This is a genomic window from Geofilum rhodophaeum (assembly GCF_002210225.1).
Taxonomy (GTDB): Bacteria; Bacteroidota; Bacteroidia; order Bacteroidales; family Marinilabiliaceae; genus Geofilum; species Geofilum rhodophaeum.
The window spans coordinates 256923-283915 of the sequence record NZ_MWUJ01000004.1; the positions used below are offsets into that span (position 1 = coordinate 256923).

Sequence of the window (26993 nt, forward strand, 5' to 3'; positions counted from 1 at the left end):
TCGATTAATGGTCTCAGCGGCTGACGTTGTAAATCAGCAAGCCCGTTGTAATGGTGGATAAAATAACAGCATAAGGAAACTCTCTGAGTCCCCAGAAACGACGACGCATGGGCTTAACGTAGACCATGTCGTTGGGTCGCAGATAGTAATACTCCGACGACAGCATCTCAGACTGAGTCAAATCGATGCAAATACGACTGTTCTTCCCACCCTCATTGCGTGTCAAGATCACTTCCCGGCGATCGCCGTAGTGGGTAATGTCTCCTGCCAGTCCCAGCGCATCGTAAATGGTCAGCTTTTCCTGGGCATAGGGAAAATGTCCCGGAGTCTGCACTTCGCCCAGCACCGAAACATAACGATTCACCAGCTTTACGGTGACTACCGGCTGATTCAGCACATTCTGCAGGGCTTCCTCAACTGCTGCGCCTACCTCGTTCAAACTGAGATCGAGCACATTCAAGCGACCAACCACCGGGAGATGCAAAAAACCGTGCTTATCTACCGTATAGGCGACCAATGAAGCGCCATAGGCCTGCATGGCGCCGACCTGGGGCGACTGCTGGGCATTGGTGCCGGCAAAAACATTGGATGAAAGATCATCGAGACTGCTGATCTGAATGAGTACATCGTCGTTGGGCTGCAAGCGGTAGACTTCAATGCCCGGTTGTTCAAAATAAATGACCGTGGAACTTTTATCCTGCAAATACTCCACCTGCCGTTGGGTTAAACAGGAGGAAAAAAACGAGGAACCAATCACCCACAAAACAAAGCAAAATAAATCCGGTCGGATTTTAGGATAAGAAAACATATGCATTGCCTTTCAAATTCCAACTAAATTTAAGGCAATGGCTACGAATAGTTTAAATAAAAACGGCTGCATTTGATAAATCAGACCAAAATGCTGTTGAAACAAAAAAAGACGGTGACGAGCATAAGCTCAGCCACCGTCACCTCTTTCTCTATATTCCCAATTTAACCCACTAATGATTTACGCTGTAATTGCTCCACCATGTGTGCATACTGCATGTCCTCATCCCTAATGTGACGGTACAGCCAATCCTCCACAAAGGACTGCAGCTCTTTTTCGGAAGGAATGAGCCCTTCTCTTATTTCGTCAATAAAACCGTTAATGTGCTCCATTAAAATTTTATGCTCGGCTATGTGCAAATCTATTTCGTGATAACCGAGCCACTCCATCAAAGCTTCCTCACCGGCAAAATGAAGCCTGGCTTCCTTACGAATCAAGAGCGCCTGTTCCAGCATGTCCTCGTGCAAACCGCCTTCTTTGAGCAGATAGTACAACTTCTCCAACTCCTCAAAAATCACCTCGTGATCCTTGTCAAGCTGGGGTACGCCTACCAAATATGTTACGGTCCAATTCATTATCGGCTGTGTTTTAGCAATGCTTTTGTTTACTCGAAACCACGTCTTAAGGTTCCGCTTTTTCTGATCTTTCACAATATTTAACAAGTTGCATATCCTTTAAGCGGTACATTTGCAGCATTTTGTAGCGCAAGGAGGAGAATGGAAAGATATTGGAGACTGCACAGGGGACATTACCGGGAGACTTTACGACTGGGTGTGCCGGTGGTTATTTCACAACTGGGTCAGATAACGGTGGGACTGGCCGACAGCATTATGATTGGTCGTTTGGGCGCCACCGAACTGGCTACCGCAGCTTTCGCCAACACTTTGTTTTCGCTTCCCCTGATTTTTGGGATGGGCTTCGCCATGTCGCTCACCCCTTTTACCGGGCGTGCCTGGGCGCGTAAAGATTATGCAAGCATACAGACTTTGTGGAAAAACGGACTGCTTGCGAACCTGCTTATGGCGTTTGTATTGCTGCTGGTGGCTGCAGGTTTGTATCTGGCTATGCCGCTGATGCAGCAGCCCCTCCACCTGGTGGCGCCGGCGCAAAGCTACTTTCTTATCCTGGCCTCCTCGCTGTTGCCCCTCATGGTGTTCTTCAGTGGAAAACAGTTGCTCGAAGGGCTGTCGAACACCCGCATCGCCATGATCATTACCTTGCTGGGCAATCTGCTTAACATCCTGGGCAATTATCTCTTGATATACGGCAAGGCGGGCTTTCCTGAACTGGGCCTCAACGGAGCGGGCATTTCCACTCTGCTGGCGCGCCTGGCAATGGCGACAGTCATGCTGCTTCTGGTGGTACGACATCGTGCACTGCGACAGGGCATCCGGGCGGGACTGTACTTTTCCCGAAAAGAAGTGCAGCGTTTGTATCGCCTGGGGCTTCCTATGGGACTGCACCTCTTCTCTGAGTCCTCGGCCTTCATTGTTTCAGGAATTATGATGGGCTGGTTGGGCGAAACCGCCCTGGCTGCCCATCAAATTGTGATGAGTCTGAGTACGCTGGGCTTCATGCTCTATCAGGGCATCGGTGTCAGCAGCACCATACGCATCAGCCAGCTCTCGGCGCACCAGCAGCCGCTTTTGCTACAAGCTGCTGCCAGGGCATCGATCCACATTGTTTTGCTGATGGTCCTGCTCATCAGCCTCTTCTTCCTTATTTTCAGGGTTCAACTCCCCTTTCTATTTACACCCGAAGCAGAAGTGGCACGCTTGGCAACGGACCTCATCCTTATCCTGATCATCTATCAATTGTTCGATGCCCTGCAGATCATTTTTTCCGGAATACTCCGGGGCCTGGCCGATGCACGTATACCGGGCCTTCTCACCATCTTCTCCTATTTTGGGGTAGCCATTCCTTTGAGTTACCTCAGCGCCTTTCATCTGGACCTGGGTCCCGCCGGCATTTGGCTGGGTTTTCCGGTGGGACTGGGTGTTTGTGCGCTGCTGTTCTATTTTAGAATTCGGAAGAAGCTGGCGGGTTCCTGAACACAACCCCCAAAAGTGGTTATTGCACAGCTGAAAAAAATCCATTTTCTTTGTTTAGAATTATTCTAAATAAATAAACATGAAAAAACTGGGTATATTTTACGGTACATCTACGGGCAACACCGAATACGTGGCCAAACTGCTGGTGAAGGAGCTGGGCGACTACGATGTGCATTTGGCCGATATTGCAAGAGTAAAGAATGTCCGACTGCTGGAAGATTTCGACTACCTCATTCTGGCCTCCTCCACCTGGAACTTTGGGGATTTGCAGGACGACTGGATGGATCGGAAAGCGGTTCTGGAAGGCTTAAACTTAAAAGGGAAAAAAGTGGCGCTCCTGGGCCTGGGCGACGCTTCGGCTTACCCGGAAAATTTTGTAGACAGCATCGGCATCCTCTACGACCTGGTCAGCGCCTGCGGAGCTGAGGTGGTGGGAAAAGTGGCCATTAAAGGCTACGATTTTGATGAGTCAAAAGCCCTGCGCAACGGGAGCTTTGTTGGTCTGCCCATCGACGAAGAGAACGAAGGGCACCTGACAAAGGAACGCTTGAAGCAATGGGCTCTTCAGCTGCACAAGGAATTTTAAACAACAAAGGGGGCCTGAGCCCCCTTTGCTTATTCTAAGGTCCACCAGTCAAAATTGAACAGGTCGCCTTCGCCGCCTTTAAACACAAAGTAAAGATCATGTACTTCTTTGGCTTTTGAAATCTTGGCGGCTTGAACTTCCCAGGTGTTCCATCCACCGGTATTGCTTACGGTGCATACGCCCAGCAATTTTCCGTCGAGGGCACCCAGACGGAGTTCTATACTTCCACCTACTGCTCCTGAGGCAACACCTGCCAAAAAGCGCTTTGCACCGTCCCCAAAGTCTACATCCCTTACCATAAGGTAGTCGCCGTTGTTAATGCTGCTGACATAAACGCCAGTTTTGCTGCTCTTGGTGGTCTTTAGTCTTTCGGACCAGGCCATGGTTTCGGCCTCAACACGTTGAAAAGGATTCAGAGGAGATAAGCTTTCTGTAACACCCGCTTTGGTAGGCTTCAACAAGGGAATGGATCCATCTTCGTTATAAGTAAAAGGCTCTACACTTACCGAGCGTTTAAATCCTTCGCCATTGGACAGCTCATGCGTATGGTAAAAGAAGTAAGAGTTGCCCTTAAAGTCAATGATGCCTGGATGGTTGGTAAAAGCCAGGTGAGGAGCCCTTTCCATGATATAGCCCTGGTAGGTCCATGGCCCCTCGATGGAGGGCGCAGTGGAGTAAGCAATGTACTCGGGAATGCCTGCAGCGGCATAAACCAGGTAGTAAAGATCCTTGCGCTTGTACACCCAGGGACCCTCGGTGTAGTTGCTACGAAGAACGCCGTTCTCGTCCTTCTGACTACCAAAAGCTTCCACGCTCATGTCGAGCGCCATAATGCCTTTTTCCCCTACACTGCGGTCGTAAGAAGTCATGTCCTCATTCAATTTCACATAGAAAACTTTGGGATTTCCCCAGAACAGATAAGCCTGTCCATCGTCGTCGATAAAAACCGTTGGATCAATGTCGTGCCAAATATCCGGGGTGTCTTCTATCAGACGCTTCCCAAGGGGATCGTGAAAGGGACCGGTCGGCGAATCGGCAACCAACACCGCCACACCATCACCGTGGATGGGGCAATAGAGATAAAACTTTCCGTTGCGCTCGATGGCTTGTGGCGCCCAGGCGCCATTGTCCTTATCGCTCCAGGCGAAATTCTTCAACGAGGCTACTACACCATGGTCGGTCCAGTTGACCATATCGGCCGAAGAATAAGCACGCCAATTGTGCATGGTAAAAAAATTATCAATGGTCTCGTCCTCGTCGTGGGTGGTGTACACATACACCCGACCCTCATGAACCATCGGCGCCGGATCGGCCGTATAGTAGGTCTGTACAATGGGATTCTGCGCCTGCAAACCCAACACAGCAGAAACCGCCAACAATAAAATCATCTTTTTGAAAGGCATAGTTCAATTTTTTAATATCTATAAAATGCATCCCGGGTGATACAGACCACCCAGAGATGCATTGCGACTCCACCCCTCATCGATTCTTCTCTAATTCAAGCTCCAGTGCTCAACTGCATACGCCAAAACGAATCAGCATATTAAGGGGTTTGTCTCCTTCTATTCTGTTTCAAACACAAGCTGGTAGGTTTTCACAACCCCATTAAAGTCAAAAGCAACTTCGGCAGTTCCGGTTGACTTCTTAGCCTGAACAACAGCAACCTGCACATCCGGGTGATCGCTGGAAGCAGTAACTACACCTGCTGCACCATCCACCTTGGCCCGATACAGATCATACCCAACTATTCCATTGGTGTCGGTAGACCTGACAGGAGTTTGAGGCAAACTGATCTCCTCGCCATCAACCAAAACACTAACCTGAGGAACCATCGGCCGCTCAATAGCTTTATCCTTAGCGCTGAAACCAAGCCCAATAAGATCAAAAAGCGCTGCTTCAGAGCCCCCCTCAGCAACCAGAAAAACAGCGTGCTTCTTATCCAGGTGGTCAACAAAGTTGGCCACATCAACGGTAAACCGTGTAACTTCCTGCTTGGAATTGGCAGGTACCACAATCTCACCAATCTTTGTCCCTTTCCAGGTGGCATTGTCCCAGGGACCATCGAGCCATACACTCACTTTAAAGGATTCTAAAGCTAGGGGCTTCAAAAACAAATTGAAAGCAGTTTGATTTCCAGGTTGGCTGGCCGCGAAGGCTTTAATGCCTTTAGTGTCTTCTTTTAGTCCCCCAAAACCAAAATACTTGTAACCTATAATGTGCCCATTTCTCACCTTTTCAACAGGCATGTGGTTGTCCCAGATGTCCCAGGCATCCTGCTGAATGCTGATATCGGAAAGATAGGCGGCATAACCGGCTGAATAATATTGATAGGGATCCAATCCATAAATATGAAAGCCTTCAGAAGTCACCTCAGCACCGGTATAAGCCCGACCTTGGTTATCGACAACTTCCCAGACATTATCCTCGGCATAAGGATCGTAAGCTCTGATGGTAACCGTTCCGCCTTTAGAAACAGGTGCTTCATCCCACTTGACCATAACAGGAGCCACCACCGGTTGACGGGCAAAACCAAAGCCGCGTGGCGGTCGGTGATAAAAAACATACCATTGGCCATTGATCTCTTCCAGACTGCCGTGCGTATTATGTCCGCCATTGGTAACCTGCATTCCTGAGCCGTCTTCATTTAAAACGATGCCTCGTGAATCAACGAGAACACCACCCGCGCGCCAAGGCCCCAACGGAGAATCACCCACGGCGTAACGCAAAGTGGAGTTGGTGCTGCTTACGCCATACTCAGGACCGGAATAACCACTGAAAACAGTTACGTACTTATTCCCAATTTTACGAATGGAAGAAGCTTCAAAGAAATTAAAGCCCCCCAGGTCCTCACCGGGGTAAATGGCCGGATACTCCGTCCCCTCCGGGTCTCTCACAACGCCATATCTCGAACTGGCGGGCAGGAAATAATCAATCACCTCGGTTCCTGGACGCAGGGTGTACATGGTGGTCTGATCCAACTCAGCCGCCAGTGACCTTTGAAAACCCCAATAACCATAAGCCCTAAAACCAATCTCGAAATCGGGGTCATTGGGATCGTCGATGTATTCAATATAAACGGCAGGATCGAAACCCAGAATACTTCCGGGTAGCGTGCTTTTGCCGTCGGCAGTCAGGTTAACGGGTGTAAAAGGGCCATCGGGGCGACTCCCTTTGGCAACCATCGCTTCTCGATTTGGGCCGCGACTGTGCGGATACAAATAATACTCCCTACTGCCGTCTTTTCTATTCACTTCTACCAGATCAGGCGCATACATAACGTCCCATTCACCTTCGATCTCATAGGTGAAAACAGGACCCTCATCTCTCCATTGCGAAAGGTCTTCCACCGGGGCCGACCAAATTCTGATGTCGGGTCCACAATAGCTGGTAAACCGCAGATCGTGGGAACCTATAATGTAGGCCCTGAATTTGCCGGGATTATCGGGGTCTTCAAAAACCCGGGGCTCTCCATCGGGCAAGTGCTCCCAAAGGGGCAAGTAAGGATTTCCGGCACCATAATGAACAAAACGCTCCGCAACGGGCACCGGGCCCTCCTGAGGCTTGCCGGTTTTACAACTCAGAAACAAAAAAGAAAGGGCGACAGCCCACCCCAAAACCAAAGATTTTTTCAACATAGCTTTATCACTTTCATTAAGACTTATTTTCAATCACTCAAAACTATCGCTTTCAAGCGATCCCAATTTTCACTTTCAGACAAATCTCCTTTAATTACGGACATCTTTAGGATCCTCTGCCTTTCATCAAAAATTCATAAATTGCCCCTACCTTTGTTCTTGCAACCCCCAAAACGCAGACAACATGAAACTTAAACTACTGCTCACCAGTCTCCTCCTTATTTTTGGCCTCGCCCAGGCAGCAGCGGCCATTCAAGAGCCGGAAAAACCAGTTAAAGAGGAGACCACCGGACAAAGGGAGCCGGATGCTCCCGGCGAGGGCCCTTCAGATGCGGCAAAAGAAAAAGCACAAGACTCCCAATCTGTGCAAAGGGAGAAGGCCGATGCATCGGTCCGACAAAACGGTGCAGCCGCAAAAGAAAAGGGTTTAAAATCTGCCCGTCCCAACATGGAACGCAGCAACCGGGGTGCCCGACCGAACATTGAACGCCCGGCTGGGGCCGGTCGTCCCGCCGGAGCTGGTCGCCCGGAAGGCGCCAGACGCCCCGATCGCCCGGAACGTCCAGGCAGACCCGAAAACCCGGGAAGAAGATAAAGGCTCACCTCTAAACCACATTTGGTAATGACCTATATTATACGCCCGGAGCGTTTCGTGCTGCTTGTTCTCTTGCTGATGTCTCTGACCCGGACGCAGGCTCAGGAGAGCGACTCTACCCGTCAGACCGCCAGACATGCCTTGTATGGGGGACTGGGTTTTGGGAGCGACATGACCTACTCGGGCTATTCCCTCTCGGGCACCCAACCCTACTATTCGGCCGATCTGCTGTACAGTTACAATCGAACATGGACGGCAGCCTTTATGGCCTATCACCTGGCCGATACAAAACCCACCATAGCCTTCTACGACTTTTCCCTGGGTTACCGAAAAACCTTCAACTCATGGTGGGATGTGAGTGCATCCCTGGCGGCATATTTTACGGCTAAGGAATTAAAGGATCAGTATTTCAGCAACTTTGCCTATTTGAGTGTTTCGGGGGGCTTCGATTGGCGAATACTCTATACCCGGGCCGTTTTCAGCACCATTTTGGACGACAGCAACACCCGCTATTTTCAACTAAAAAACAGTCGCTACTTCAGCACCCGCGACTTCTGGAAAGATAAGGCTTACATCGACTTCAATCCCACCGCCAATTTATTGTGGGGAAAGCAATACACCATTACCGACACCTACACCGAAGAAACCGAAGCAGGACCTGTTGACTACTACACCTACGGTACTTCTTTTGGCCTGCTCGATGCGGAGTTTTCTCTGCCCGTTTCCTTCAATTACAGCCAATTTACCCTCGAAGTTGAACCACTGTACAACTTACCAGTGTACAAAGACCCGGACTTCCCGGCACGTGAGGGACTGCTGCTCTTTATCAATCTCTACTTCAAAATACTGTAGCATGAACGTACTAATTGTAGAGGACGAACAGCAACTGGCCGAAGAAATGGCCGCCTACCTGAGTAAGGAAGGTTTCCTTTGTGAAGTGGCCCTTACGGGTGCATCCGCGTCGGAGCAGATTGCCGTAAATCGTTACGATTTTGTGCTGCTCGACCTGGGATTGCCCGATTACGAAGGCCTCGACCTGATTGCCGAAATAAGAGTGGGGAATGCCGATGCCGCGCTTCTGATTACCACCGCCCGGGGGGCGGTAGAAGATAAGGTGAAAGGTCTGGATCTGGGGGCCGACGACTATTTGCCTAAGCCCTTTGCCTTAATGGAGTTGCTGTCGCGTATGAAGGCCGTGGCACGCCGCAAATTTGGCACAGCATCCTCCCTGCTTCAGGCAGGGAGCTTCACCCTCGATTTGAATGCCCGCACACTGTTGCATAAGGACCAGCCGGTAACACTCACCAAAAAACAATTTGACCTGCTCGAATACCTGGTGCTCAACAAAAACAAAGCCCTTTCGCGCATTCAGCTTTATGAGCACATTTGGGGAAATATGCTCGACGACCAGTACGACAGTAACTTTATAGATGTACACATCAAAAACCTGCGCAAAAAATTAAAAGAATACGACCAGGTCGACTGGCTCACCACCGTTAGGGGTGTGGGCTACAAGGCCGACCTCGAATAAAATCCACCGCCTGCCCATGAAACTCCGCACCAAACTCACCCTGGCCAACCTCCTGTTCAAAATACTGTTCATCAGCATTTTTGTGGCGGTCACCCCCTGGCTGTCGCAACGCATTAACCTGTACCAGACCGACAATGAATTGATCGCAAAGCGGGAGGCTGTGATCGACCTGATTGCCCAATATGGCGTGGAGCCCTTTATTACCGCCGACTCCGAAAACCTTTTTGCCAGCTACAACATTCTTAAAGAAGAATACATCGTTTTGGAGCAAACCCCGCTGGAAGAGTACTGGAACTACATTGAGGTAAGTCCCCGCCAATTGGGCGACGAAACCATCGATTACCGCGTGCTCAATTACGGCTTTTTGGTAGATGGACAAAGTTACTTGCTGGAGATCGGAAAGAGTCTTACCAGCATAGCCAATACAGAAGCCAACGTGCGACGCATCACCTGGTTTTTCCTGCTTGCCTTTCTGGTCATTTCCTCCCTCTTCGAACTGCTTTATACCGGAGCCATTTTACGTCCGTTTAAAATCCTGACCAAAAAAATCAGTCAAACCAACGACCCCGAAAAATTTGACGCCCGTCCACTATCCACTACCACCAGCGACTTTCAAGTACTGGATAAGACACTCCATGCGCTGATGGAAAAAATCAACACCCAGATTCGCAACGAAAAGCAAATCACCCAAAACATTTCTCACGAATTGTTGACGCCCGTCAGCACCCTGCGCATAAAACTGGAAAATGTATTGCAGGATCCCAGGCTACCAAACAAGCAAATAGCCAAAATCGAAGACGCCCTGCAAACCCTTTATCGCTTGAAAACCCTGGTCAACACCCTGCTGAAAATCGCCCGGATTGAAAGCAGCCAGTACTTGAAAAACGAGCGCATAGAGCTCGGCACCCTCCTCCACCAGGTGGTGGAGGAGCTGGATCATCTGGCCAAAGACAAGCACATCGATGTACAAGTCCTGAATCTGGAAAACCTGGAGTTGAAAGAAGGCAATTCTCCCCTGCTCTTTTCCATGTTTTATAACGTCGTAAACAACGCCATAAAAAACACCCCGGAATACGGCCGGGTCATTATTGAAGGCCTTCACAGCACAACCAGCCAAGCCATCTGCATCGGCGACAACGGTCCGGGTATACCGGCCGACCTGCTGCCCCACTTATTCACCCGCTTTAAAAAGCAAAACCCTGCCGACCACAGTGGCAGTGGACTGGGACTGGCCATTACCAAAGCCATTGCCGACTTTCACCAGATCGATTTAAAGGTGGAATCTGCCGTAGGTGAAGGCTCCCGTTTCATTTTTGCCCTTCCCGCCCTTTGAGCTTCTCAGAAGAAATCTTGACAATTTTCTGGTGTTTTTTTGGGGACTCAAGCCCATTCTTCATCCTTTATTCATAATTGGGAAGCCATCTTTGTTGAGAACTTAAAACAAAGCGACCATGAAAAAAATTCTTTTCTTATTGGCTACCGCGGGCAGCATATTGCTCTATGGAGCCTGCGAAAAATCAGAAACCGGCAGTGGAACCCTTAATTTGTCGATAACCGATGCACCCATCGATTCGGCAGGCGTAACGGGTGTTTACATAGCCATTAACCGCATCGAATACCACAGCGCCGCTGAGGGCTGGGTAGATTTGGATACTTTTGCCACCCCGCTGAGTTTTAATCTGCTCGAACTGACTCGTGGCACGGCCGAATTATTGGGCAGCTACGAACTGCCGACAGGCACCTACAGCCAAATTCGTTTCCATCTGGACCAGCCCAACCAGGACCAAGGTGTTGTGGCGAACCCGGGCTGCTACCTCGAGTGGGCCGACGGCAGCACCCAGCCTTTGTTTGTCCCCTCCGGTGCCCAATCGGGTTACAAAGCCGTTGGCGCCTTTCACATTCCGGTAAACGGCACGGTAGACTTGACGGCCGATTTTGATGTACGAAAATCAGTTGTAGTAGCCGGCAACAGCGGAAAACTCATCTTAAAACCCACCATTCGTCTGGTAGCCAACAATCAGGCCGGAAGCATAAGCGGTACTGTAAGTGGGTACGATACGGACGCCACCACTGTGGTGTATGCCTATGAAGCAGGTACGTTCACCGAGGAAGAAGCGGCTGATCCGGCCGAGGAGCAAGCCCGCTTCCCCAATGCCATCAGCAGCGATGTGGTAGATGAAGAAGGCTACTACCATCTGGCCTATCTTGCCCCAGGCAGTTACGACCTGGTGGTAGTAGGCGCCAACGAGAACGGCGTTTCCGTGCTGAGTATTGAAGAACAGGTAGGTGTAGAAAGCAGACAAAACACCAACTACGATATTGTTTTGGGTGTAGAAGTTGAGGTCGAAATTGAAGCGGGCACCGCTACAGAAGAATAAACCGAAGCAAAACCCATTACTTAGTTCCTTACCGTACACAAAAACAGTTTTTGGGTAGAGAAGGGTTCCGGGGGAAGACAAGACCATCTTGTTCTTCCCCCGGATTTTTTTCACATAAAACCCTCATTTTCATCATAATTTCATAATCGCGGGTGCATCTTTGATCTGTACTTAAAAACCATACACCATGAAAAAATTAGTCTTTTTGGCAGCCTTTGCACTGATAAGCGCAAACGCCATGGCACAGGAAAGCGAACCGGTTCAGGAGCAGACCCGCAACCGCATTGAAAACCGGACTCAAAATCAGGAAGCCTTGCAAGCCGGAGAAGCCGATGGGAGTGAGACCGCCACTCAGGCCCGGCAGCGCCTGCAGCAACAAGAAAACGCAGGACAGGCTGAGGGCACCCAGACTGCCGAACAGGCCCGGGAACGAAAAATGGACGGTGAAGCTGCCGCAGCACAGAGAGGTGACAATAGGAGTGAAAAAGCAGTTGAGGCCCGCAACCGAAATGAAAGAGCCATAGAAAACCGCAACCGCGCTACAGAACGGCGAGCTGCCGCTAAGGCCAGAAATGAGGCACGCAGACAAAACGAAGGCATGCGGGAGAGCGTTCGGGAGCGTCAACAGGCCCGTCCACAAACTCCGGCCGGAGACGGTCAAAGACAGCCGGCTGGAAGTCAGCGTAAGGGGCGTTAAACAAAATAACCTAACGCTTTGCGTTAGAAGGAGACAGCGGGGAGCAGCAAGTCCAGACTTGCAGCTCCCCGGTGTGTTGTAAAACACAATTCATATACAAATATCTAAATTGTTCGATTAAATTAATTTCTGTAACTTTGAATTTCATCGAACAACCTGAAGCTATGTTGGAGAAAATCATCGATTTCAGCATCAAAAACAAGCTGATCATTGCGCTCTTCACCCTTACCATTGTGGGGTTTGGACTCTATGCCATCACCCGCATTCCGGTAGGTGCCGTCCCCGACATCACCAACAACCAAGTGCAGGTCATCACCACCTCACAAAACCTTTCTACTCAGGAAATTGAGCAATTCATCACCGCTCCGGTTGAAATGGAGATGGCCAACCTTCCGGGTGTCGAGGAAATACGCTCGGTGTCGAAATTCGGCATCTCGCTCGTAACCATTGTCTTTGACGAAAATATGGGCACCTACCTGCCCCGACAACTCATTGCCGAAAAAATAAAAAGCGCCGCAGCCAGCATTCCCGAAGGTTTTGGCGAGCCCGAAATGGGGCCCATCACCACTGGTCTGGGCGAAATTTACCAATACACCCTGGATGTGCGCGAAGGTTATGAGGACCAGTACACGGCGTCCGATTTACGAACCATTCAGGACTGGGTCATCAAGCGCAGGCTCTCGGGCATCCACGGTGTAGTAGAGATCAACAGTTGGGGCGGCTTTCTGAAACAATACGAGGTAGCCATAGACCCGGTGCAACTCTCGGCCATGAACCTGACCCTGATGGAAGTCTTTGAAGCCCTGAAAGCCAACAACAGCATTTCGGGCGGCTCCTACATCGAAAAGACCAACCAAAGCTACTTCATCCGGGGCGACGGTCAGGTCAAGTCGATACAGGACATCGAAAATATGGTGGTAAAAAATGCCGACAACACGCCCATTCTGCTCAAGGATGTAGCCAGGGTGCAAATCGGCCACGCCAACCGCTACGGCGCCATTACCGCCGACGGCAAGGGAGAAACCATATTGGGTCAGGTCATGATGCTGAAGGATGCCGACTCCCGCCAGGTCATCAACGAAGTAAAAAGCAGGGTAGCCGAACTCCAGAAAAACCTGCCCGACGGCGTTTACATCAACCCGATTGTGGACCGCAGCGACCTGGTGGCCAAGACCTCGCTCACCGTAATTGAAAACTTACTGTTGGGGGCCCTCATTGTTATGCTCACAGTGCTGCTGCTCCTGGGCAATTGGCGCTCGGCCCTGGTCATCACCTCGGTCATTCCCCTGGCCCTGCTCTTTACCATCTCCATGATGTACCTCTTCGGCATCGATGCCAACCTGATGAGTCTGGGCGCGCTCGACTTTGGCATCATCATCGACGGAGCCGTAATCATTGTAGAATACATTGTGCTGCGCATGGCCCTGCGACAAAAAGAACTGAGCGTGGGCAGCCCCGACCAGCGCCAGAGTCTTATGGACAAGGTGGCTGCCGAGGGCGCTACCAAAATGATGAAGTCGGCCATTTTTGGGCAAATCATCATTTTGATTGTCTTCATCCCCATTTTATCCCTGACGGGCGTAGAGGGAAAAATGTTTAAACCCATGGCTATGGCCTTCAGCTTTGCCATCATTGGCGCCATGATTATGGGGCTTACCTGGGTGCCGGTGGCGGCCTCCCTATTTTTAAAACCTTCGGCTTCTAAAAAGCGGGGGTTGTCGGACTGGTTTATGGGTCTGGCCCACCGATCCTATTCGCCGGCCATTCACTGGGCCTACGACCACAAACGCATTGTGCTGGGCGCCGCCCTGGTGTCGCTACTCCTGACCGGCTTTCTTTTCAGTCGCATGGGCGGCGAGTTTGTGCCCACCCTCGATGAGGGCGACTTTGTGATTCAACCCGTGTTAAAAACAGGCACCTCCCTGACCAAGACCATAGAGACTACAACCCGCATGGAGCAGATCCTTCTGGAAAAATTTCCGGAAGTGGAAAAAATCGTCAGTCGCATCGGCGCCGCCGAAGTGCCCACCGACCCCATGTCGATGGAAGAGATCGATATGATCATCAAGCTCAAGCCCCGAAGTACATGGGCCACGGCCAGCGACAAAGAGGAACTGGCCGAGCGCTTCAAAGAAGCGCTCATGGTCATTCCCGGCATCGAGTACGAGTTTACCCAACCCATTGAAATGCGCTTTAACGAATTAATTACCGGAGTACGATCCGACATTGCCATTAAAGTATTTGGGGAGGATCTGGAATACATCGACCAAAAAGCCAATGAAATCAAAGATCTGATTACCGGCATCCCCGGTGCCGGGGATGTTATTCTGGAAAAAACAGCGGGCCTTCCCCAGATAAAAATCGACTACGACCGCAGCAAGATTGCCTGGCACGGGGTGGACCTCTCCACGCTCAACCGCTACGTAGCCACCGCCTTTGGCGGAGAAGCAGCCGGCGTGGTGTTCGAGGGCGAACGACGCTTCGACCTGGTGCTTCGCTTTGACCAACAAAGTCGAACCGACATTGAGGACATTCGTCGCCTGCAAGTGCCCTTGCCCAACGGCTCCCTGCTGCCCCTTTCTGAGTTGGCCGACATCCACTACACCGAAGGACCCGCCAAAATATCGCGAGAAAACACCCACCGCCGCGTAGTGGTAGCCGTTAACGTGCGTAACCGCGACCTGCAATCCGTAGTGGAAGACATCCGCAGCAGCATCGACACCCACATAAAGCTGGAACCCGGCACCTACATTGCCTATGGCGGCCAGTTCGAGAACCTTGAAAATGCGACCAATCGCCTGCTCATAGCAGTCCCCGTGGCCCTCCTCCTGATTTTCATTTTCCTGCACTTTGCCTTTAAATCTATGAAAGACGCCCTCATGATCTTCTCTGCCATCCCCCTGGCCACCGTAGGTGGTGTAGTGCTGCTTTGGTTGCGCGGCCTGCCCTTCAGCGTATCGGCCGGAGTGGGTTTCATTGCCCTCTTTGGTATTGCCGTACTCAACGGCATAGTGCTTATTGAGCATTTAAAAGAGCTGAAGGAAAGCAAGGAGCTGAGTATGCGGGAACTGATTATTCAGGGGACCCGCGACCGCCTGCGACCGGTAATGCTGACCGCCGGAGCGGCAGCCATGGGCTTCCTACCCATGGCCCTGTCGACCGGTGCCGGTGCCGAAGTGCAGCGGCCACTGGCCACGGTCGTTATTGGGGGACTCTTCACCTCTACCCTGCTGACCATGATTGCCCTGCCTTTGCTGTTTGAGATATTCTACAAAATAAAAGGCATACAACTGTTCCCCTTCCGCATCATCCGCAGCAAATCGTCAGCTCTGCTGCTCTTGCTGCTCCTTCCGGCCGTTACGAGCCGGGCGCAGGAAGCACCCACTGAATTGAGTATGGAGCGTGCCGTGGAACTGGCTCTGGAGAACAACCTCGAACTAAAAGCACAAAGTCTGAATACGGCAGCAAAAGAAGCACTTATTGCTACAGGGTGGGACCTGGGAAGCACCACCCTCAGTTACGGCAGCGACCAAAACAACATTGCCGAAAACGGGCACCCCCTGCAGGTATGGGGCCTTTCGCAGGAACTGAGTTTCCCAAGTCTTTACAGCGCCGAACGCAGCGCCAGACAAACGGCCCACAGTATGGCCCTGCATCGACTGAGTCTGCAAAAAGAGCAAATAATTCGAGAAGTGAGTCAGACCTACATGAGCGTACAGGTACTGGATCAAAAAGCAGCCATTTACCTCCAAATCGACAGCATGTACCGCCAACTGCTCAATGGGATGGAACTGAGACATCAACAGGGAGACATCAATCGCCTGACCCTGCTCAACCTTAAGGCACGTCAGCAACAACTCCAAACCCGCCTTCAAAGCATACAAAATCAGCAACAAGCCGCGCGCAGACAGTTAAACCTGCTCACCGCCTATGCCGAAGACTATACCGTAAGCGCACAAATCCCCCTACTTGAGTACAGTCCCCGTGACCCCGAAACCAGTCCCACCTACCAACTGATGCAAAGTCAACAAAACCTTGCCCGTAACGAGTTGCGCATTGAAAGGAACAAACTCCTGCCCGATTTTTCCCTGCAATATTTCATAGGCAGCAATGCCTTCGAAGGCGCCGAGAATTATCACGGTTTTGAAGTAGGTGTGGCCCTGCCCCTCTTTTTCCATGCCCAAAAGGCACGCATAAAGTCGGCCCGACTCACCCACGATGCCAGCCTGCAACAAGGCGCCTACCTAAGCGAAGCCCTGAAAACCAAACAACAAGAGCTGCGCAACACCCAACTACAAGTAAAAGCGCAAATCGAGTATTACCAAAAAGAAGGGCTGAACCTTTACCAGGAATTACTGCGCAGTGCTCAGGTCGGTTTCGAAAACGGAGAACTGGATTACTATCAATGGACCGCCAGCACAGAAACGGCCCTGCAACTGCAACTCGATTACCTCGACCAGCTTTTGCACTACAACAGTCTGACACTCGAACTCAACTACCTCAACAAATAAAGCACCATGAATACACTAAAAACAATAGCCCTTTTGGGCATCGCCCACCTTATTATAACCGCCTGCAACGGTCCATCTGCGGCCCCTTCCACAACAAGTCAGGAAGAGGAAGAGCTGCGCATTGCCCCCCAACAATTTGCCCAGGAAGGGATGCAAATCGGTCGGATCCAAACCATCGCTTTTGAACAGAACCTCGATTGCAACGGCAGTCTGCAAGCCCGGCCCAATGGAAAAGCCTTATTGAATGCCCCCCTGCCCGGCATCATTCAAAGCATCTCCTGTCAAAACGGTCAAACAGTAAGGGGCGGACAAAGCCTTTTCGAAGTGGGTGGCACGCCCGTTATTGATCTGCAAAAAGACTTTGCCGAAGCAGCGGCCGAATATGGTCGACTAAAAAGTGAATTTGAACGCGCACAAACCCTCTTTCAGGAACAGGTCAGTGCCGAAAAAGAATACCGAGCTACCCAAAGCGCCTACCTGGTGGCGCGCGCTCATTATCAGGGACTAAAATTAAAGATAGAAACCCTGGGCCTCTCCCCCCAAAAAATTGAAGCAGGCGAATTTTATGCCAGCTACCCGGTAAAAAGCCCCATCGGTGGCAGGGTGTCGGGACTCCAAGCCAATATTGGCACCCATACCGACGGCAGCACAGCGCTGGCCACCGTAATAGACGCTGAGCGCATGCAACTGCAGCTGAACATCTTCCCCAAGGACCTGGCGGACTTGCGCGAGGGACAAAGCGTGCGCTATCGATTGGCCCACAGCGACTTGCTTTACCAGGCCCGGCTCCACGCCATCGGATCGGCCGTTAATCAGGCATCCAGGGCGGTGGACTGTTATGCCACCCTCAGCGGTCCGCTCCCCGAAGGGGCCATTGCCGACCAGTTCATCAGCGCCACCATTGTCACCCAAAGCGACAGCATTCAAGCCCTGCCTTCCGAAGCCATTCTACAAACGGAAGCAGGCCCCGTCGTTCTTCTGCTGCAAAAGCAGGACGATGAAGGCTACCACTTTGTCCCCACACCCATAAAAACCGGGCGACAATACAAAAGCCACACCGAAATACTGGACGGCCCTGTCCAGGGGCAATTCCTTACCGCAGGCCTCTACAATCTGGTGCTGTAAAGTGTCCCCGTTTTAAGATAACCCTTCGAACAAGACCGACTTACCACCCTTAATATTTAGTTAAAAAAAAAACGAGACTGAACTTTTTTCTTTAACTTGCTTGCCTTAAACCAACTGCCATACCCCATGCCTATCAGTTTAATCCACAACCTGGTATTACTAATTGCCCTTACCAGCTTTTACGGCTTCTTTTTGCAGCAACTGCAAAACAAACCACGCAGCTTTAAGGTGGTCATCGGACTGTGGTTCGGTCTGGCAGCCATTGCCGGTATGATGCTGCCCTTTGAATTTCAAAAAGGCATTTTTTACGATGGCCGTTCCATTATACTGGGCCTGATCGGTCTGTTTGGTGGATGGCTGCCCGCCCTCCTTTCTGCCCTACTGTCTGGCGCCTACCGTATTTACCTGGGCGGACCGGGCGTTTATGCCGGGGTCAGCACCGTAATACTGTGTGCACTCACCGGCTTGGCTTTGCGCCACTACTACCGTTCCCAGGTCCTGCAGCTGAAATTATCCCGCCTCTTCCTCATCGGTCTGCTCGTCTCCCTGGCCATGCTGGTCAGCCAGCTGCTGAACCCCTGGACGCAGGCCCTGCAGGCCCTCCATCACATTTGGTTTCCTGTTCTGCTGCTCTTTCCCACCGCTTTCATGCTTATCGCAGCCATGCTTATACGGGAAGAACAACGAATCATCGGTGAAAAAGAACTAAAGGTTTCCGAGCAGAAGATAAGAACCACCCTCTACAGCATAGGCGACGGCGTGATAACCACCGATCATCTGGGGCACATCACCATGATGAACATGGTGGCCGAGGAACTGACCGGCTGGAGTGAGCAAGATGCCCTTGGCAAGGACATAGAGGAAGTCTTCGCTATAGTGAACGAAGATACCCGCAAGCAAGTCGAATCACCCGTCCGAAGAGTGCTTGAAGAAGGCGTAATTGTCGGTCTGGCCAACCACACCCTACTTCTGGCGCGCGACGGCAGAGAACTGCCCATTGCCGACAGCGGAGCACCCATCGCAGACGAGCAGGGAAACACCTCCGGGGTGGTCCTGGTATTCCGCGATCAAAGCGAAGCCCATCGTTACGAAAAAGAATTGCGCGAAAAGGAGTACTTTTTGCGCGAATCGCAGAAAGCCGGGAAGGTGGGCTCCTATTTGTTCGACATCAAAAACAACTTGTGGACGGCTTCTCCTGCTCTGAATCAGATTTTTGGAGTGGATGAAAACTTCACCAAAAATGCCGAATCGTGGCTAAAGCTGGTGCATCCCGATCAGCAGGAGGAAATGCAAGCCCATTTGATGCAGGAAGTTATAGAAAAAGGCAAGCCCTTTAACAAGGAATACCGCATCATTCGCCAATCGGATGAAACCATACGCTGGGTGCACGGCCACGGAGAGCTGGAACTCGATGCTGCCGGCCACCCCCTTAAAATGATCGGCACCATTCAGGATGTCACCGAAGCCGTGGAGGCCCGTGAGCGCTTAAAGAAAAGTGAAGAAAAATTCCGTAAGCTCTTCGAAAACCATTCGGCCATTCACATGCTGCTAAATCCTGATACGGGACAAATCATATCGGCCAACAAAGCGGCTGCCAATTTTTATGGCTGGAGCATGGAAGAGCTGGAGAATATGAACATTCGAGAGATCAACACCATGGCGCCCGAAGAAGTCGCGGAGATCATGCAGAGTGTTAAACAAGGCAGCAGCATGCACTTTGAGGTACAACACCGACTGGCCAACGGTCAGGTGCGCGATGTAGAGATTTTCACCAGCAGAGTAGATGTATTCGAAGTGGCCTACCTCTACGCCATTATTCACGACATTACCGACAAAAAGCGCTTGTTGAAAGATTTGGTGAAAGCCAAGGAAAGAGCCGAAGAGAGCGACCTCCTGAAATCGGCCTTCATGGCCAATATGAGTCACGAAATACGTACCCCCCTCAACGGCATACTGGGCTTTACCAGTCTCCTTACCGGCGAAGAACTGCCACCTCCCGACAAGCGAAAAGACTATGCGGCCATCATCAACCGCAGTGCCGACAGTCTGATGCAACTGATCAACGACATTTTGGACATATCCAAAATGGATGCCGGTCAGCTGACCATTGAACACCGCGAGTTCAATCTCTTGCACACCCTCAACTCGCTCGACATTCTTTACCAAAAACGTCTGGTGGATGTGCAAAAAGATCAGATTAAGCTGCGCGCAGAATTTCCGCCGCAGAATATGTTGATGAAGGGCGACGAAAACCGGCTCACGCAAATCTTCACCAACCTGCTCGACAATGCCATCAAATTTACCAATCAGGGAGAAATCGCTTTCGGCATTAGAAAAATCACGGAGGCAAGCATCACCTTCTTTGTCTCCGATACCGGCAAAGGCATAGCCCCCGATCGGCAGGCACAGATCTTCGACCGCTTTGCCCAGGAAGACGACAGCATTTCCCAACACTACGGGGGGACCGGTCTTGGTTTGGCCATAGTAAAGCGACTGATGGAGCTGATGCAGGGAGAAATCACCCTGCATTCAGAACAGGGCCAGGGCGCCTGCTTCGAATTTTCCATCCCGGCGCAAGTCAGTGCCGCCTCCTCCGATCAGCAAACAGCCGATTCCGAAAAAGAAGAGCGAGCACCCGGTGAACTCAACATCCTGCTGGTTGAAGACGATCCGGTGAACCAACTCTTTTACCGCGAAGTACTGAACGAGCCCAACTTTAACCTGTTCCAGGCCACCAATGGACGTGAAGCCCTGAAAATGAACGAAAAACATCGACCCGATGTCATTTTGCTCGACATCCGCCTGCCCGACCTCAACGGACTGGAAGTGGCACGACAAATCAGGGCCTCGGGCAACCAGGTATGGATCATTGGCCAGTCGGCCTACGCCATGGCGGGCGACGAGCAGGCGGCATTGGATGCCGGCTGCAACGAATACCTCACCAAACCGGTTAAAGCCAGCCTGCTGCTGCAGCGACTGAACACACTGGCCGGGATGTAGTTCCTCCCCCCTTCCTCCCACAACCAAAACCCGACCGTCTTGCTGTAGGACTTTGGCCCCAATTTACTTATTGTGTATTTTACACTAATTAATTATCTTGCGGGCATTGAAGTATTAAAAACAGGTTGACTAACACAACCACTTAACATTTTCACACCATGAAGATCAAACAGTTACTGTTTTCAAGCGCAGCAGCCTTGCTGTTGGCTGCCTGCGGAACTCCGCCCAAGACAGATCCGGTCATTCCGGCCAATGCCGAAATTGAGCAGAAGGTAGAAGCCCTGCTTAAAGAAATGACTTTGGAAGAAAAAATCGGCCAGATGACCGAATTGGTAATCGACGTAATGTGGGATCCCGCCACCCGCGGCACCGACACCTTTACCTTCAACGAGGCCCTGCTGGACACCGTTATCGGAAAGTACAAGGTCGGCTCCATCCTCAATGCCCCCGGCACCGTAGCCAAAACCAAAGAGCAATGGCAGGAAATCATCACCGTGATCCAGCAAAAATCCATGGACGAAATCGGCATTCCCTGCATTTACGGTCTCGACCAGAATCACGGCACCACCTACACCATGGGCGGCACCATCTTTCCCCAGCCCATCAATATGGCTGCAGCCTTTAACCGCGACCTGGTGCACCGGGCCGCCAGTATCACCGCCTACGAGACCAAGGCCAGCAGTGTACCCTGGACCTACAACCCGACGGTGGACCTGGGACGCGATCCCCGCTGGCCCCGCATGTGGGAAGCCTATGGCGAAGACGCCTATCTGAATGCCGAAATGGGTCGCCAGGCCGTCCTGGGTTTTCAGGGCGAAGACCCCAACAACATCGGCAAAGAAAAAATTGCCGTATCGATGAAGCACTACATGGGCTACGGCGTACCGGTGTCCGGTAAAGACCGGACCCCTTCCATCATCAGCGAGCAGGACTTGCGCGAAAAGCACTTTGCCCCCTTCCTGGAGGCCGTTAAAGCCGGCGCCCTCACCATCATGGTCAACTCGGGATCGGTCAACGGCATGCCCGTGCACGCCAGCTACGAGCTGCTGACCCAATGGCTCAAGGAAGACCTCGGCTGGGACGGTATGATTGTTACCGACTGGGCCGACATCAACAACCTCTACACCCGAGAGAAGGTGGCGGCCGACAAAAAAGAGGCCATCAAAATGGCCATCAATGCCGGCATCGACATGGCTATGGAGCCCTACAACTGGGACTACTGCATCCTGCTCAAAGAGCTGGTAGAAGAAGGCGAAGTACCTATGAGTCGCATCGACGACGCCGTTCGTCGCGTACTGCGCCTCAAATACCGTCTTGGCCTGTTCGAAACACCGGTGTACAACCATGAGGACTTCCCCCTCTTTGCCAGTGAAGAGCACTACCAGGTAGCGGTACAGGCCGCAGAAGAATCAATGGTGCTGCTCAAAAACGAGAACCAGATACTTCCCCTCGGCCAAGGCAAAAAGATTTTGGTCACCGGTCCCAACGCCAACTCCATGCGCACCCTCAATGGTGGGTGGACTTACACCTGGCAAGGGCATCGGACCGATGAGTTTGCTACCGAACACAACACCATTCTGGAGGGACTCACCAATAAATTTGGTGCCGCCAACGTGATTTACGAGCCGGGCGTGACCTACAACCACCAGGGCAACTGGTGGGAAGAAAACACCCCGGAAATTGCCAAAGCCGTTGCCGCAGCAAGGGCTGCCGACGTAATTTTCGCCTGCATCGGCGAGAACTCCTACTGCGAGACACCCGGCAACCTGACCGACCTGACCCTCTCTGCCAACCAGCTCGATTTGGTCAAAGCCCTCGCCAAAACAGGCAAACCCATCGTGCTGATTCTGAATCAGGGACGCCCCCGCATCATCAAAGACATTGAGCCCCTGGCCAGTGCCGTGGTGCATACCCTGCTGCCCGGCAACGCCGGCGGAGATGCCCTGGCCAAGCTCATCAGCGGTGATGCCAATTTCAGTGGCAAGCTGCCCTTCACCTATCCGCTCGAAGTCAATTCACTGACCACTTACGACTACAAGCCCAGCGAAGAGTCGGCAACCATGGAAGGGGCCTACAATTACACCGCAGCCCGCTCGCTGCAATGGCCCTTTGGACACGGCCTCAGCTACACCACATTCAGCTACAGCAATTTGAAAGTCAACCAAAACACCTTTACAGCTGGCGACATCCTCGAGTTCTCTGTCGACGTAAGCAACACCGGCAAAGTAGCAGGCAAAGAAAGCGTGTTGTTGTTCAGCAGCGACCTTGTGGCCTCACTTACCCCCGATGTGCGCCGCCTCCGTGCCTTCGACAAAGTTGAACTGGCACCCGGGGAGACCAAAACGCTCACCCTTAAACTGAAGGGCGCCGACCTGGCCTTTGTGGGTCCCGACAACAAATGGGTACTGGAAGCGGGCGACTTCCACATCAACGTGGGCGACCAGCAGCTGGCACTCAGCTGCACCACCACCCATAAGTGGGACAGTCCCAACCGCTGATCATCAGCAAACCTCAATACTTAAAAAGCCTGCCGGGATGCACCCCGGCAGGCTTTTTAAAGCAGGTTCAACAATAGTCTATTAAAATCCATTAAAGTTCTGCGCCCTCAAAAACTCACCAAGCTCAGCATCGAGCTTTTGCGCGTGACCTTTCATCCAATTGCTCCACATCATACACTCCGATAATGGAACGCAACTGTTCGAACATCCGCTGATGATTCAAAACAGCAACAAAAAATAATCAAAACAGCAACAAGCACTCAACAGAACACGTATATTCACATCAATTATTAACCACAAAAATCTAGGACAATGCCTGTAAAATGGACCGCCGACTTATCGGTTAAAAACGAAACCCTCGATGCCGAACATCAAAAATGGATCGAGATCCTGAATAATTTCTATCAGGGACTAATGGACAAAAAGCCAAAAGAAAAACTTTTGGAGCTGGTTACCGCCATGCTGGACTATACCAAGTACCACTTTGCCAGCGAGGAAAAGTATATGAAAAGCATCAACTACCCCAATCTGGCAGAGCACCAGGAAAAGCACCGTTTCTACGAAGCTAAGATCACCGAATACCATCAACGAATTAAGGACGACAAGATGGTATTATCACTGGAAGTAACCAACTTCTTAAAGACCTGGCTGATCAACCACATCAAAGGCGTTGACCAGAAGTATGCGGATTTCAACGAAAAAGAATAGCCAATGATACAATGGGATCCCAGCTACAGCGTAAATCAGATCAAAATAAAGCCCCTGCAACATTTACTTTTGTTGCAGGGCCTTTTTAAGCTTCTTCCTCAAATCCAAGGCTTAAAAAGATTCATACTCGGCCAACTCCATTTCCAATTCTTGCAAGCCTTTTTTCTTCTCCACAACCGGCTTTACAGCCGCAGTAGAGCCAGGCTTAAGAGCAACAGACTTCTGTTTCTCCCTCTTAATGCTTGCCTTTTCCGATGGAACTTCCTGGCTCGCCACCGACAAATCTTCGGTCACGCCTCCAAACTTGTATAGCGCCAACAAGGCACGAAGCTCCTGAGCATGCACATTCAAGCCTTCGGCCCCGGTCGCCATTTGAATACTGGCCGCCGCATTTTGTTGCGTAATCTTATTCAAATGCTGAACCGAAGTGTTGATCTGGTCGGCACCTGCAGCCTGCTCCATACTCCCGGCCGCAATTTCCTGAACCAAAACTCCACTCTTTTCAATCTCCGGAAACAAAGCCTCCATCAACACCGCCGCCTGTTCCGTCGACGACAAAGTAGAAGCAGCCAAAGCAGTGATCTCGTCGGCCGATTGCTTACTCAACTCAGCCAATTTGCGCACCTCCTGGGCCACCACCGAAAAGCCCTTACCGTGCTCCGCAGCACGTGCAGCCTCCACCGAAGCATTAAGGGCCAATATGTTGGTCTGGAAAGCAATATCGTTGATCACCTTTATTTTATCATTAATGGTACGCAAAGCCTCCAGATTGATGCGAGAGGCCTGCTCCATTTCACCGATGCCCGCCTGAATTTCCTCAGAAATCTTACGGGCAGTCTGCGCATTATCGGTATTCTGATGAATATTGGCAGCCATCTCCTGCATCGAAGAACCCACCTCTTCGGCACTGGCCGCCTGCTCGCTCGCCCCCTCGGACAACTGTCCCGCTACCTCCTTTAAGTCCTTGCCAGAGGCAAACAACAACATACTGCGCTGTTGAACCGCCGTCATTATCTCCGAGAGATTGTTTTTCAGCTTGGCGATCGACAGCAATAAGATGCCCAAATCGTGTTTGTCGTGCATTTGTCGCTCATCCAACTCCAGTTCCAGATCGCCCTCGGCCAACTGATTCAGCTTGGTAATGGCAGCACCCAGAGGCCTAACCACCCAATTGGAAGCATAGTAAAAGCACAGCACGCTCACAAAAATGTTGATAAAAGTAATGGAAGCACTTACAAGGGTGTTCTCCTCAAAAAACTTGTACTTTACCCCGGTCATAAACATCAGGAAAAGCAAATTAAAACACCACACTATGCCTACACGCACAAAGACCGACTTCCTGAAAAAACGATTCAACAGAAGTCCTGCAGCCGTACAGGCAAGAGCAATGCTGATGCCATTGCTCACTAAAAAACTGGTCATAATTTTTGGTTTTGGTTATAGTAGATGAAGCCACAAAAATAAAGGCTTCCACCCAAACAGCTACGGCCCGACCCCAGAGAGGTTGGTGCTTTTTGACCAAATAAGCAAATCTGTTGACATATCATCTGCAGCAACCTTACATCCTGTCCATACAAAATTCTTTTGCCGGGCATTCTGGTTTCCAAAAACTCAAACATTTTTGTCGATTGAATTCGATAAAAACACCCAAAAAATGTCAATTGCAAAAGACTGTTTATTTCAACCCAAAAGTATACCATTCTAATACTCTTTTAACCATTAACAATGAGGGAAACCCTCCAGTTTGAGGGGCGGGGGTAACAGAGGTTCATTTCATGAACTTTTAGCAAAAAACTGTGACGGAGTTTTTGTGTTTTGATGCTATTGTTCAAATATGTAAATTAGACACATACATAATTCCTTTAATCTTGTCCACAAAAAAAATAAACCTACAGGTTGATTTTATGGAAATAGTCCGTATCTTTGGAGAAAAATTATTTGCTTTTAAATATAATGGTGAATCAGAAGATGAATTTAGGCGCATTTTTAATTTATGGGCCGACCCTGAACACCTGGAAGCATTTTTTGAAAACAATAAGTCAGATCTTACAGATGGCTATTATGGTACATTCAGTGTTGAGGGCGCAATATTTGAAACATACGAAGATGCTGAATATCTTGAACAAAGATTACTCTTACTATCAGAACAAAGCTCATCAGAACAGTTAAAGGGATTGGAACAAATTTTCAAACCTTTGCACAATTCACAAACAAAAATACTTCAATTAAATAAATGTAAAGCACGGCAAAACTGGCTCAGACTATATGCGCTCAGAGTTGACAAAAATGTTTACATCATCACTGGTGGGACCATCAAATTAACAAGAACCATGCAGGAACGGGCCCACACAATGCAGGAACTGGATAAAATTAATCACTGCAGGAAATTTCTTCTCAGTAAAGGGATTGTTGAAGTTGAGAGTTTAATAGAAGAAACCGAAATTTAAAGTCATGACCAAGTCAATAGAAAACATCACACAGATTGCATCAGAAGAATCCTCAAAATGGATTGATGATGCAAAAAAAAGGCAAACAAATAAAACATGGGCGAAACGTTCTTTTCAGATTGCTGTAAGGATTTTGCGCGAAATAAGAAAGCAAAAACCCCTGAATGGAATGACTCAGAAAAGCCTTGCTGAAAAGATGGGTGTATCTCCTCAGTATATCAACAAAGTGGTAAAAGGTCAAGAAAATCTGACACTTGAAACCATCGCTAAAATTGAAGATGTTTTAGGGGTAATACTTATAGAAGTTTTTAAAGGCGAGAATTCAATCAATGTACCGGTAGGGAACTTTTCCTCCGCAGGGAACATCAATCGGAACCGGTCAGTACCCATAGCCGATAAAACGTAAGCATTCGGTCTGCCACG

Annotated in this window: 20 protein-coding genes; 15 read left to right on the forward strand and 5 right to left on the reverse strand. The window is 50.5% G+C overall.

All coding sequences use genetic code 11. The features are described from left to right. Nucleotides 1-13: 13 nt before the first annotated feature. Both B4W65_RS06145 and B4W65_RS06150 read right to left on the reverse strand, forming a co-directional pair. A complete protein-coding gene (locus tag B4W65_RS06145) occupies nt 14-712 on the reverse strand; it encodes a polysaccharide biosynthesis/export family protein (RefSeq protein ID WP_158522789.1) in 699 nt (232 codons plus the stop codon). Between the two features lie 260 nt (nt 713-972). After that, complete coding sequence (locus B4W65_RS06150; protein WP_088654246.1) at nt 973-1383, reverse strand: bacteriohemerythrin; 411 nt, start codon at nt 1381-1383, stop codon at nt 973-975. Nucleotides 1384-1524: 141 nt separating this feature from the next. On the opposite strand from B4W65_RS06150, the gene B4W65_RS06155 reads away from it, so the two are divergent. Then, a complete protein-coding gene (locus B4W65_RS06155) occupies nt 1525-2859 on the forward strand; it encodes an MATE family efflux transporter (RefSeq protein WP_088654247.1) in 1335 nt (444 codons plus the stop codon). A gap of 79 nt (nt 2860-2938) precedes the next feature. After that, nucleotides 2939-3445 carry a flavodoxin gene (locus B4W65_RS06160; protein WP_088654248.1) on the forward strand — a complete coding sequence of 169 codons (507 nt, stop codon included), beginning with the start codon at nt 2939-2941 and terminating at the stop codon, nt 3443-3445. 29 nt (nt 3446-3474) lie between these two features. Here the strand turns inward: B4W65_RS06160 and B4W65_RS06165 are convergent, their stop codons facing one another. Both B4W65_RS06165 and B4W65_RS06170 read right to left on the reverse strand, forming a co-directional pair. Continuing rightward, a complete protein-coding gene (locus B4W65_RS06165; protein ID WP_088654249.1) occupies nt 3475-4848 on the reverse strand; it encodes a glycoside hydrolase family 43 protein in 1374 nt (457 codons plus the stop codon). A gap of 159 nt (nt 4849-5007) precedes the next feature. Continuing rightward, the gene (locus B4W65_RS06170) at nt 5008-7080 is read right to left on the reverse strand and encodes a hypothetical protein (protein WP_088654250.1); all 2073 of its coding nucleotides are present in this window, start codon (nt 7078-7080) and stop codon (nt 5008-5010) included. Between the two features lie 184 nt (nt 7081-7264). Between B4W65_RS06170 and B4W65_RS06175 the strand changes: the two genes are divergently transcribed. The 11 genes from B4W65_RS06175 (at nt 7265) to B4W65_RS06225 (ending at nt 24123) form a co-directional block, all read left to right on the forward strand. Then, on the forward strand, nt 7265-7675 hold the full coding sequence (locus B4W65_RS06175; protein WP_088654251.1) for a hypothetical protein: 411 nt from the start codon (nt 7265-7267) through the stop codon (nt 7673-7675). A gap of 27 nt (nt 7676-7702) precedes the next feature. Further along, nucleotides 7703-8527, forward strand: a complete 825-nt coding sequence (locus B4W65_RS06180) for a hypothetical protein (protein ID WP_088654252.1) — start codon at nt 7703-7705, stop codon at nt 8525-8527. A 1-nt stretch (nt 8528) separates the two neighbouring features. Further along, the gene (locus tag B4W65_RS06185; RefSeq protein ID WP_088654253.1) at nt 8529-9206 is read left to right on the forward strand and encodes a response regulator transcription factor; all 678 of its coding nucleotides are present in this window, start codon (nt 8529-8531) and stop codon (nt 9204-9206) included. Between the two features lie 16 nt (nt 9207-9222). Further along, complete coding sequence (locus B4W65_RS06190; protein ID WP_088654254.1) at nt 9223-10539, forward strand: sensor histidine kinase; 1317 nt, start codon at nt 9223-9225, stop codon at nt 10537-10539. A gap of 118 nt (nt 10540-10657) precedes the next feature. Next, nucleotides 10658-11584 (forward strand): DUF4382 domain-containing protein, encoded by a 927-nt coding sequence (locus tag B4W65_RS06195; RefSeq protein ID WP_088654255.1) that lies wholly within the window; start codon nt 10658-10660, stop codon nt 11582-11584. Between the two features lie 187 nt (nt 11585-11771). Next, nucleotides 11772-12281, forward strand: a complete 510-nt coding sequence (locus tag B4W65_RS06200) for a hypothetical protein (RefSeq protein WP_088654256.1) — start codon at nt 11772-11774, stop codon at nt 12279-12281. Between the two features lie 137 nt (nt 12282-12418). Further along, a complete protein-coding gene (locus B4W65_RS06205; RefSeq protein ID WP_240509496.1) occupies nt 12419-16792 on the forward strand; it encodes a CusA/CzcA family heavy metal efflux RND transporter in 4374 nt (1457 codons plus the stop codon). A 6-nt stretch (nt 16793-16798) separates the two neighbouring features. Next, entirely contained in the window at nt 16799-17917 is a 1119-nt protein-coding gene (locus B4W65_RS06210; RefSeq protein ID WP_088654258.1) for an efflux RND transporter periplasmic adaptor subunit, read from the forward strand. Nucleotides 17918-18043: 126 nt separating this feature from the next. Then, nucleotides 18044-20917: a PAS domain S-box protein gene (locus B4W65_RS06215; protein WP_088654259.1), complete on the forward strand. Its 2874-nt coding sequence runs from the start codon at nt 18044-18046 to the stop codon at nt 20915-20917. Nucleotides 20918-21075: 158 nt separating this feature from the next. Continuing rightward, complete coding sequence (locus B4W65_RS06220; RefSeq protein WP_088654260.1) at nt 21076-23415, forward strand: glycoside hydrolase family 3 N-terminal domain-containing protein; 2340 nt, start codon at nt 21076-21078, stop codon at nt 23413-23415. A 312-nt stretch (nt 23416-23727) separates the two neighbouring features. Then, complete coding sequence (locus B4W65_RS06225; protein WP_088654261.1) at nt 23728-24123, forward strand: bacteriohemerythrin; 396 nt, start codon at nt 23728-23730, stop codon at nt 24121-24123. A 111-nt stretch (nt 24124-24234) separates the two neighbouring features. Here the strand turns inward: B4W65_RS06225 and B4W65_RS06230 are convergent, their stop codons facing one another. After that, entirely contained in the window at nt 24235-25545 is a 1311-nt protein-coding gene (locus B4W65_RS06230; RefSeq protein ID WP_088654262.1) for a methyl-accepting chemotaxis protein, read from the reverse strand. Nucleotides 25546-26027: 482 nt separating this feature from the next. On the opposite strand from B4W65_RS06230, the gene B4W65_RS06240 reads away from it, so the two are divergent. After that, complete coding sequence (locus B4W65_RS06240; RefSeq protein WP_146697724.1) at nt 26028-26570, forward strand: hypothetical protein; 543 nt, start codon at nt 26028-26030, stop codon at nt 26568-26570. A gap of 4 nt (nt 26571-26574) precedes the next feature. After that, on the forward strand, nt 26575-26976 hold the full coding sequence (locus B4W65_RS06245; RefSeq protein WP_088654265.1) for a helix-turn-helix domain-containing protein: 402 nt from the start codon (nt 26575-26577) through the stop codon (nt 26974-26976). Nucleotides 26977-26993: the final 17 nt, after the last annotated feature.

Coding starts and splice junctions, on each gene's coding strand:
- B4W65_RS06240 (WP_146697724.1), top strand. CDS start 26,028: ATGGAAATAGTCCGTATCTTTGGAGAAAAATTATTTGCTTTTAAATAT.
- B4W65_RS06185 (WP_088654253.1), top strand. CDS start 8,529: ATGAACGTACTAATTGTAGAGGACGAACAGCAACTGGCCGAAGAAATG.
- B4W65_RS06190 (WP_088654254.1), top strand. CDS start 9,223: ATGAAACTCCGCACCAAACTCACCCTGGCCAACCTCCTGTTCAAAATA.
- B4W65_RS06220 (WP_088654260.1), top strand. CDS start 21,076: ATGAAGATCAAACAGTTACTGTTTTCAAGCGCAGCAGCCTTGCTGTTG.
- B4W65_RS06175 (WP_088654251.1), top strand. CDS start 7,265: ATGAAACTTAAACTACTGCTCACCAGTCTCCTCCTTATTTTTGGCCTC.
- B4W65_RS06245 (WP_088654265.1), top strand. CDS start 26,575: ATGACCAAGTCAATAGAAAACATCACACAGATTGCATCAGAAGAATCC.
- B4W65_RS06230 (WP_088654262.1), bottom strand. CDS start 25,545: ATGACCAGTTTTTTAGTGAGCAATGGCATCAGCATTGCTCTTGCCTGT.
- B4W65_RS06195 (WP_088654255.1), top strand. CDS start 10,658: ATGAAAAAAATTCTTTTCTTATTGGCTACCGCGGGCAGCATATTGCTC.
- B4W65_RS06225 (WP_088654261.1), top strand. CDS start 23,728: ATGCCTGTAAAATGGACCGCCGACTTATCGGTTAAAAACGAAACCCTC.
- B4W65_RS06170 (WP_088654250.1), bottom strand. CDS start 7,080: ATGTTGAAAAAATCTTTGGTTTTGGGGTGGGCTGTCGCCCTTTCTTTT.
- B4W65_RS06180 (WP_088654252.1), top strand. CDS start 7,703: ATGACCTATATTATACGCCCGGAGCGTTTCGTGCTGCTTGTTCTCTTG.
- B4W65_RS06150 (WP_088654246.1), bottom strand. CDS start 1,383: ATGAATTGGACCGTAACATATTTGGTAGGCGTACCCCAGCTTGACAAG.
- B4W65_RS06210 (WP_088654258.1), top strand. CDS start 16,799: ATGAATACACTAAAAACAATAGCCCTTTTGGGCATCGCCCACCTTATT.
- B4W65_RS06165 (WP_088654249.1), bottom strand. CDS start 4,848: ATGCCTTTCAAAAAGATGATTTTATTGTTGGCGGTTTCTGCTGTGTTG.
- B4W65_RS06200 (WP_088654256.1), top strand. CDS start 11,772: ATGAAAAAATTAGTCTTTTTGGCAGCCTTTGCACTGATAAGCGCAAAC.
- B4W65_RS06155 (WP_088654247.1), top strand. CDS start 1,525: ATGGAAAGATATTGGAGACTGCACAGGGGACATTACCGGGAGACTTTA.
- B4W65_RS06215 (WP_088654259.1), top strand. CDS start 18,044: ATGCCTATCAGTTTAATCCACAACCTGGTATTACTAATTGCCCTTACC.
- B4W65_RS06160 (WP_088654248.1), top strand. CDS start 2,939: ATGAAAAAACTGGGTATATTTTACGGTACATCTACGGGCAACACCGAA.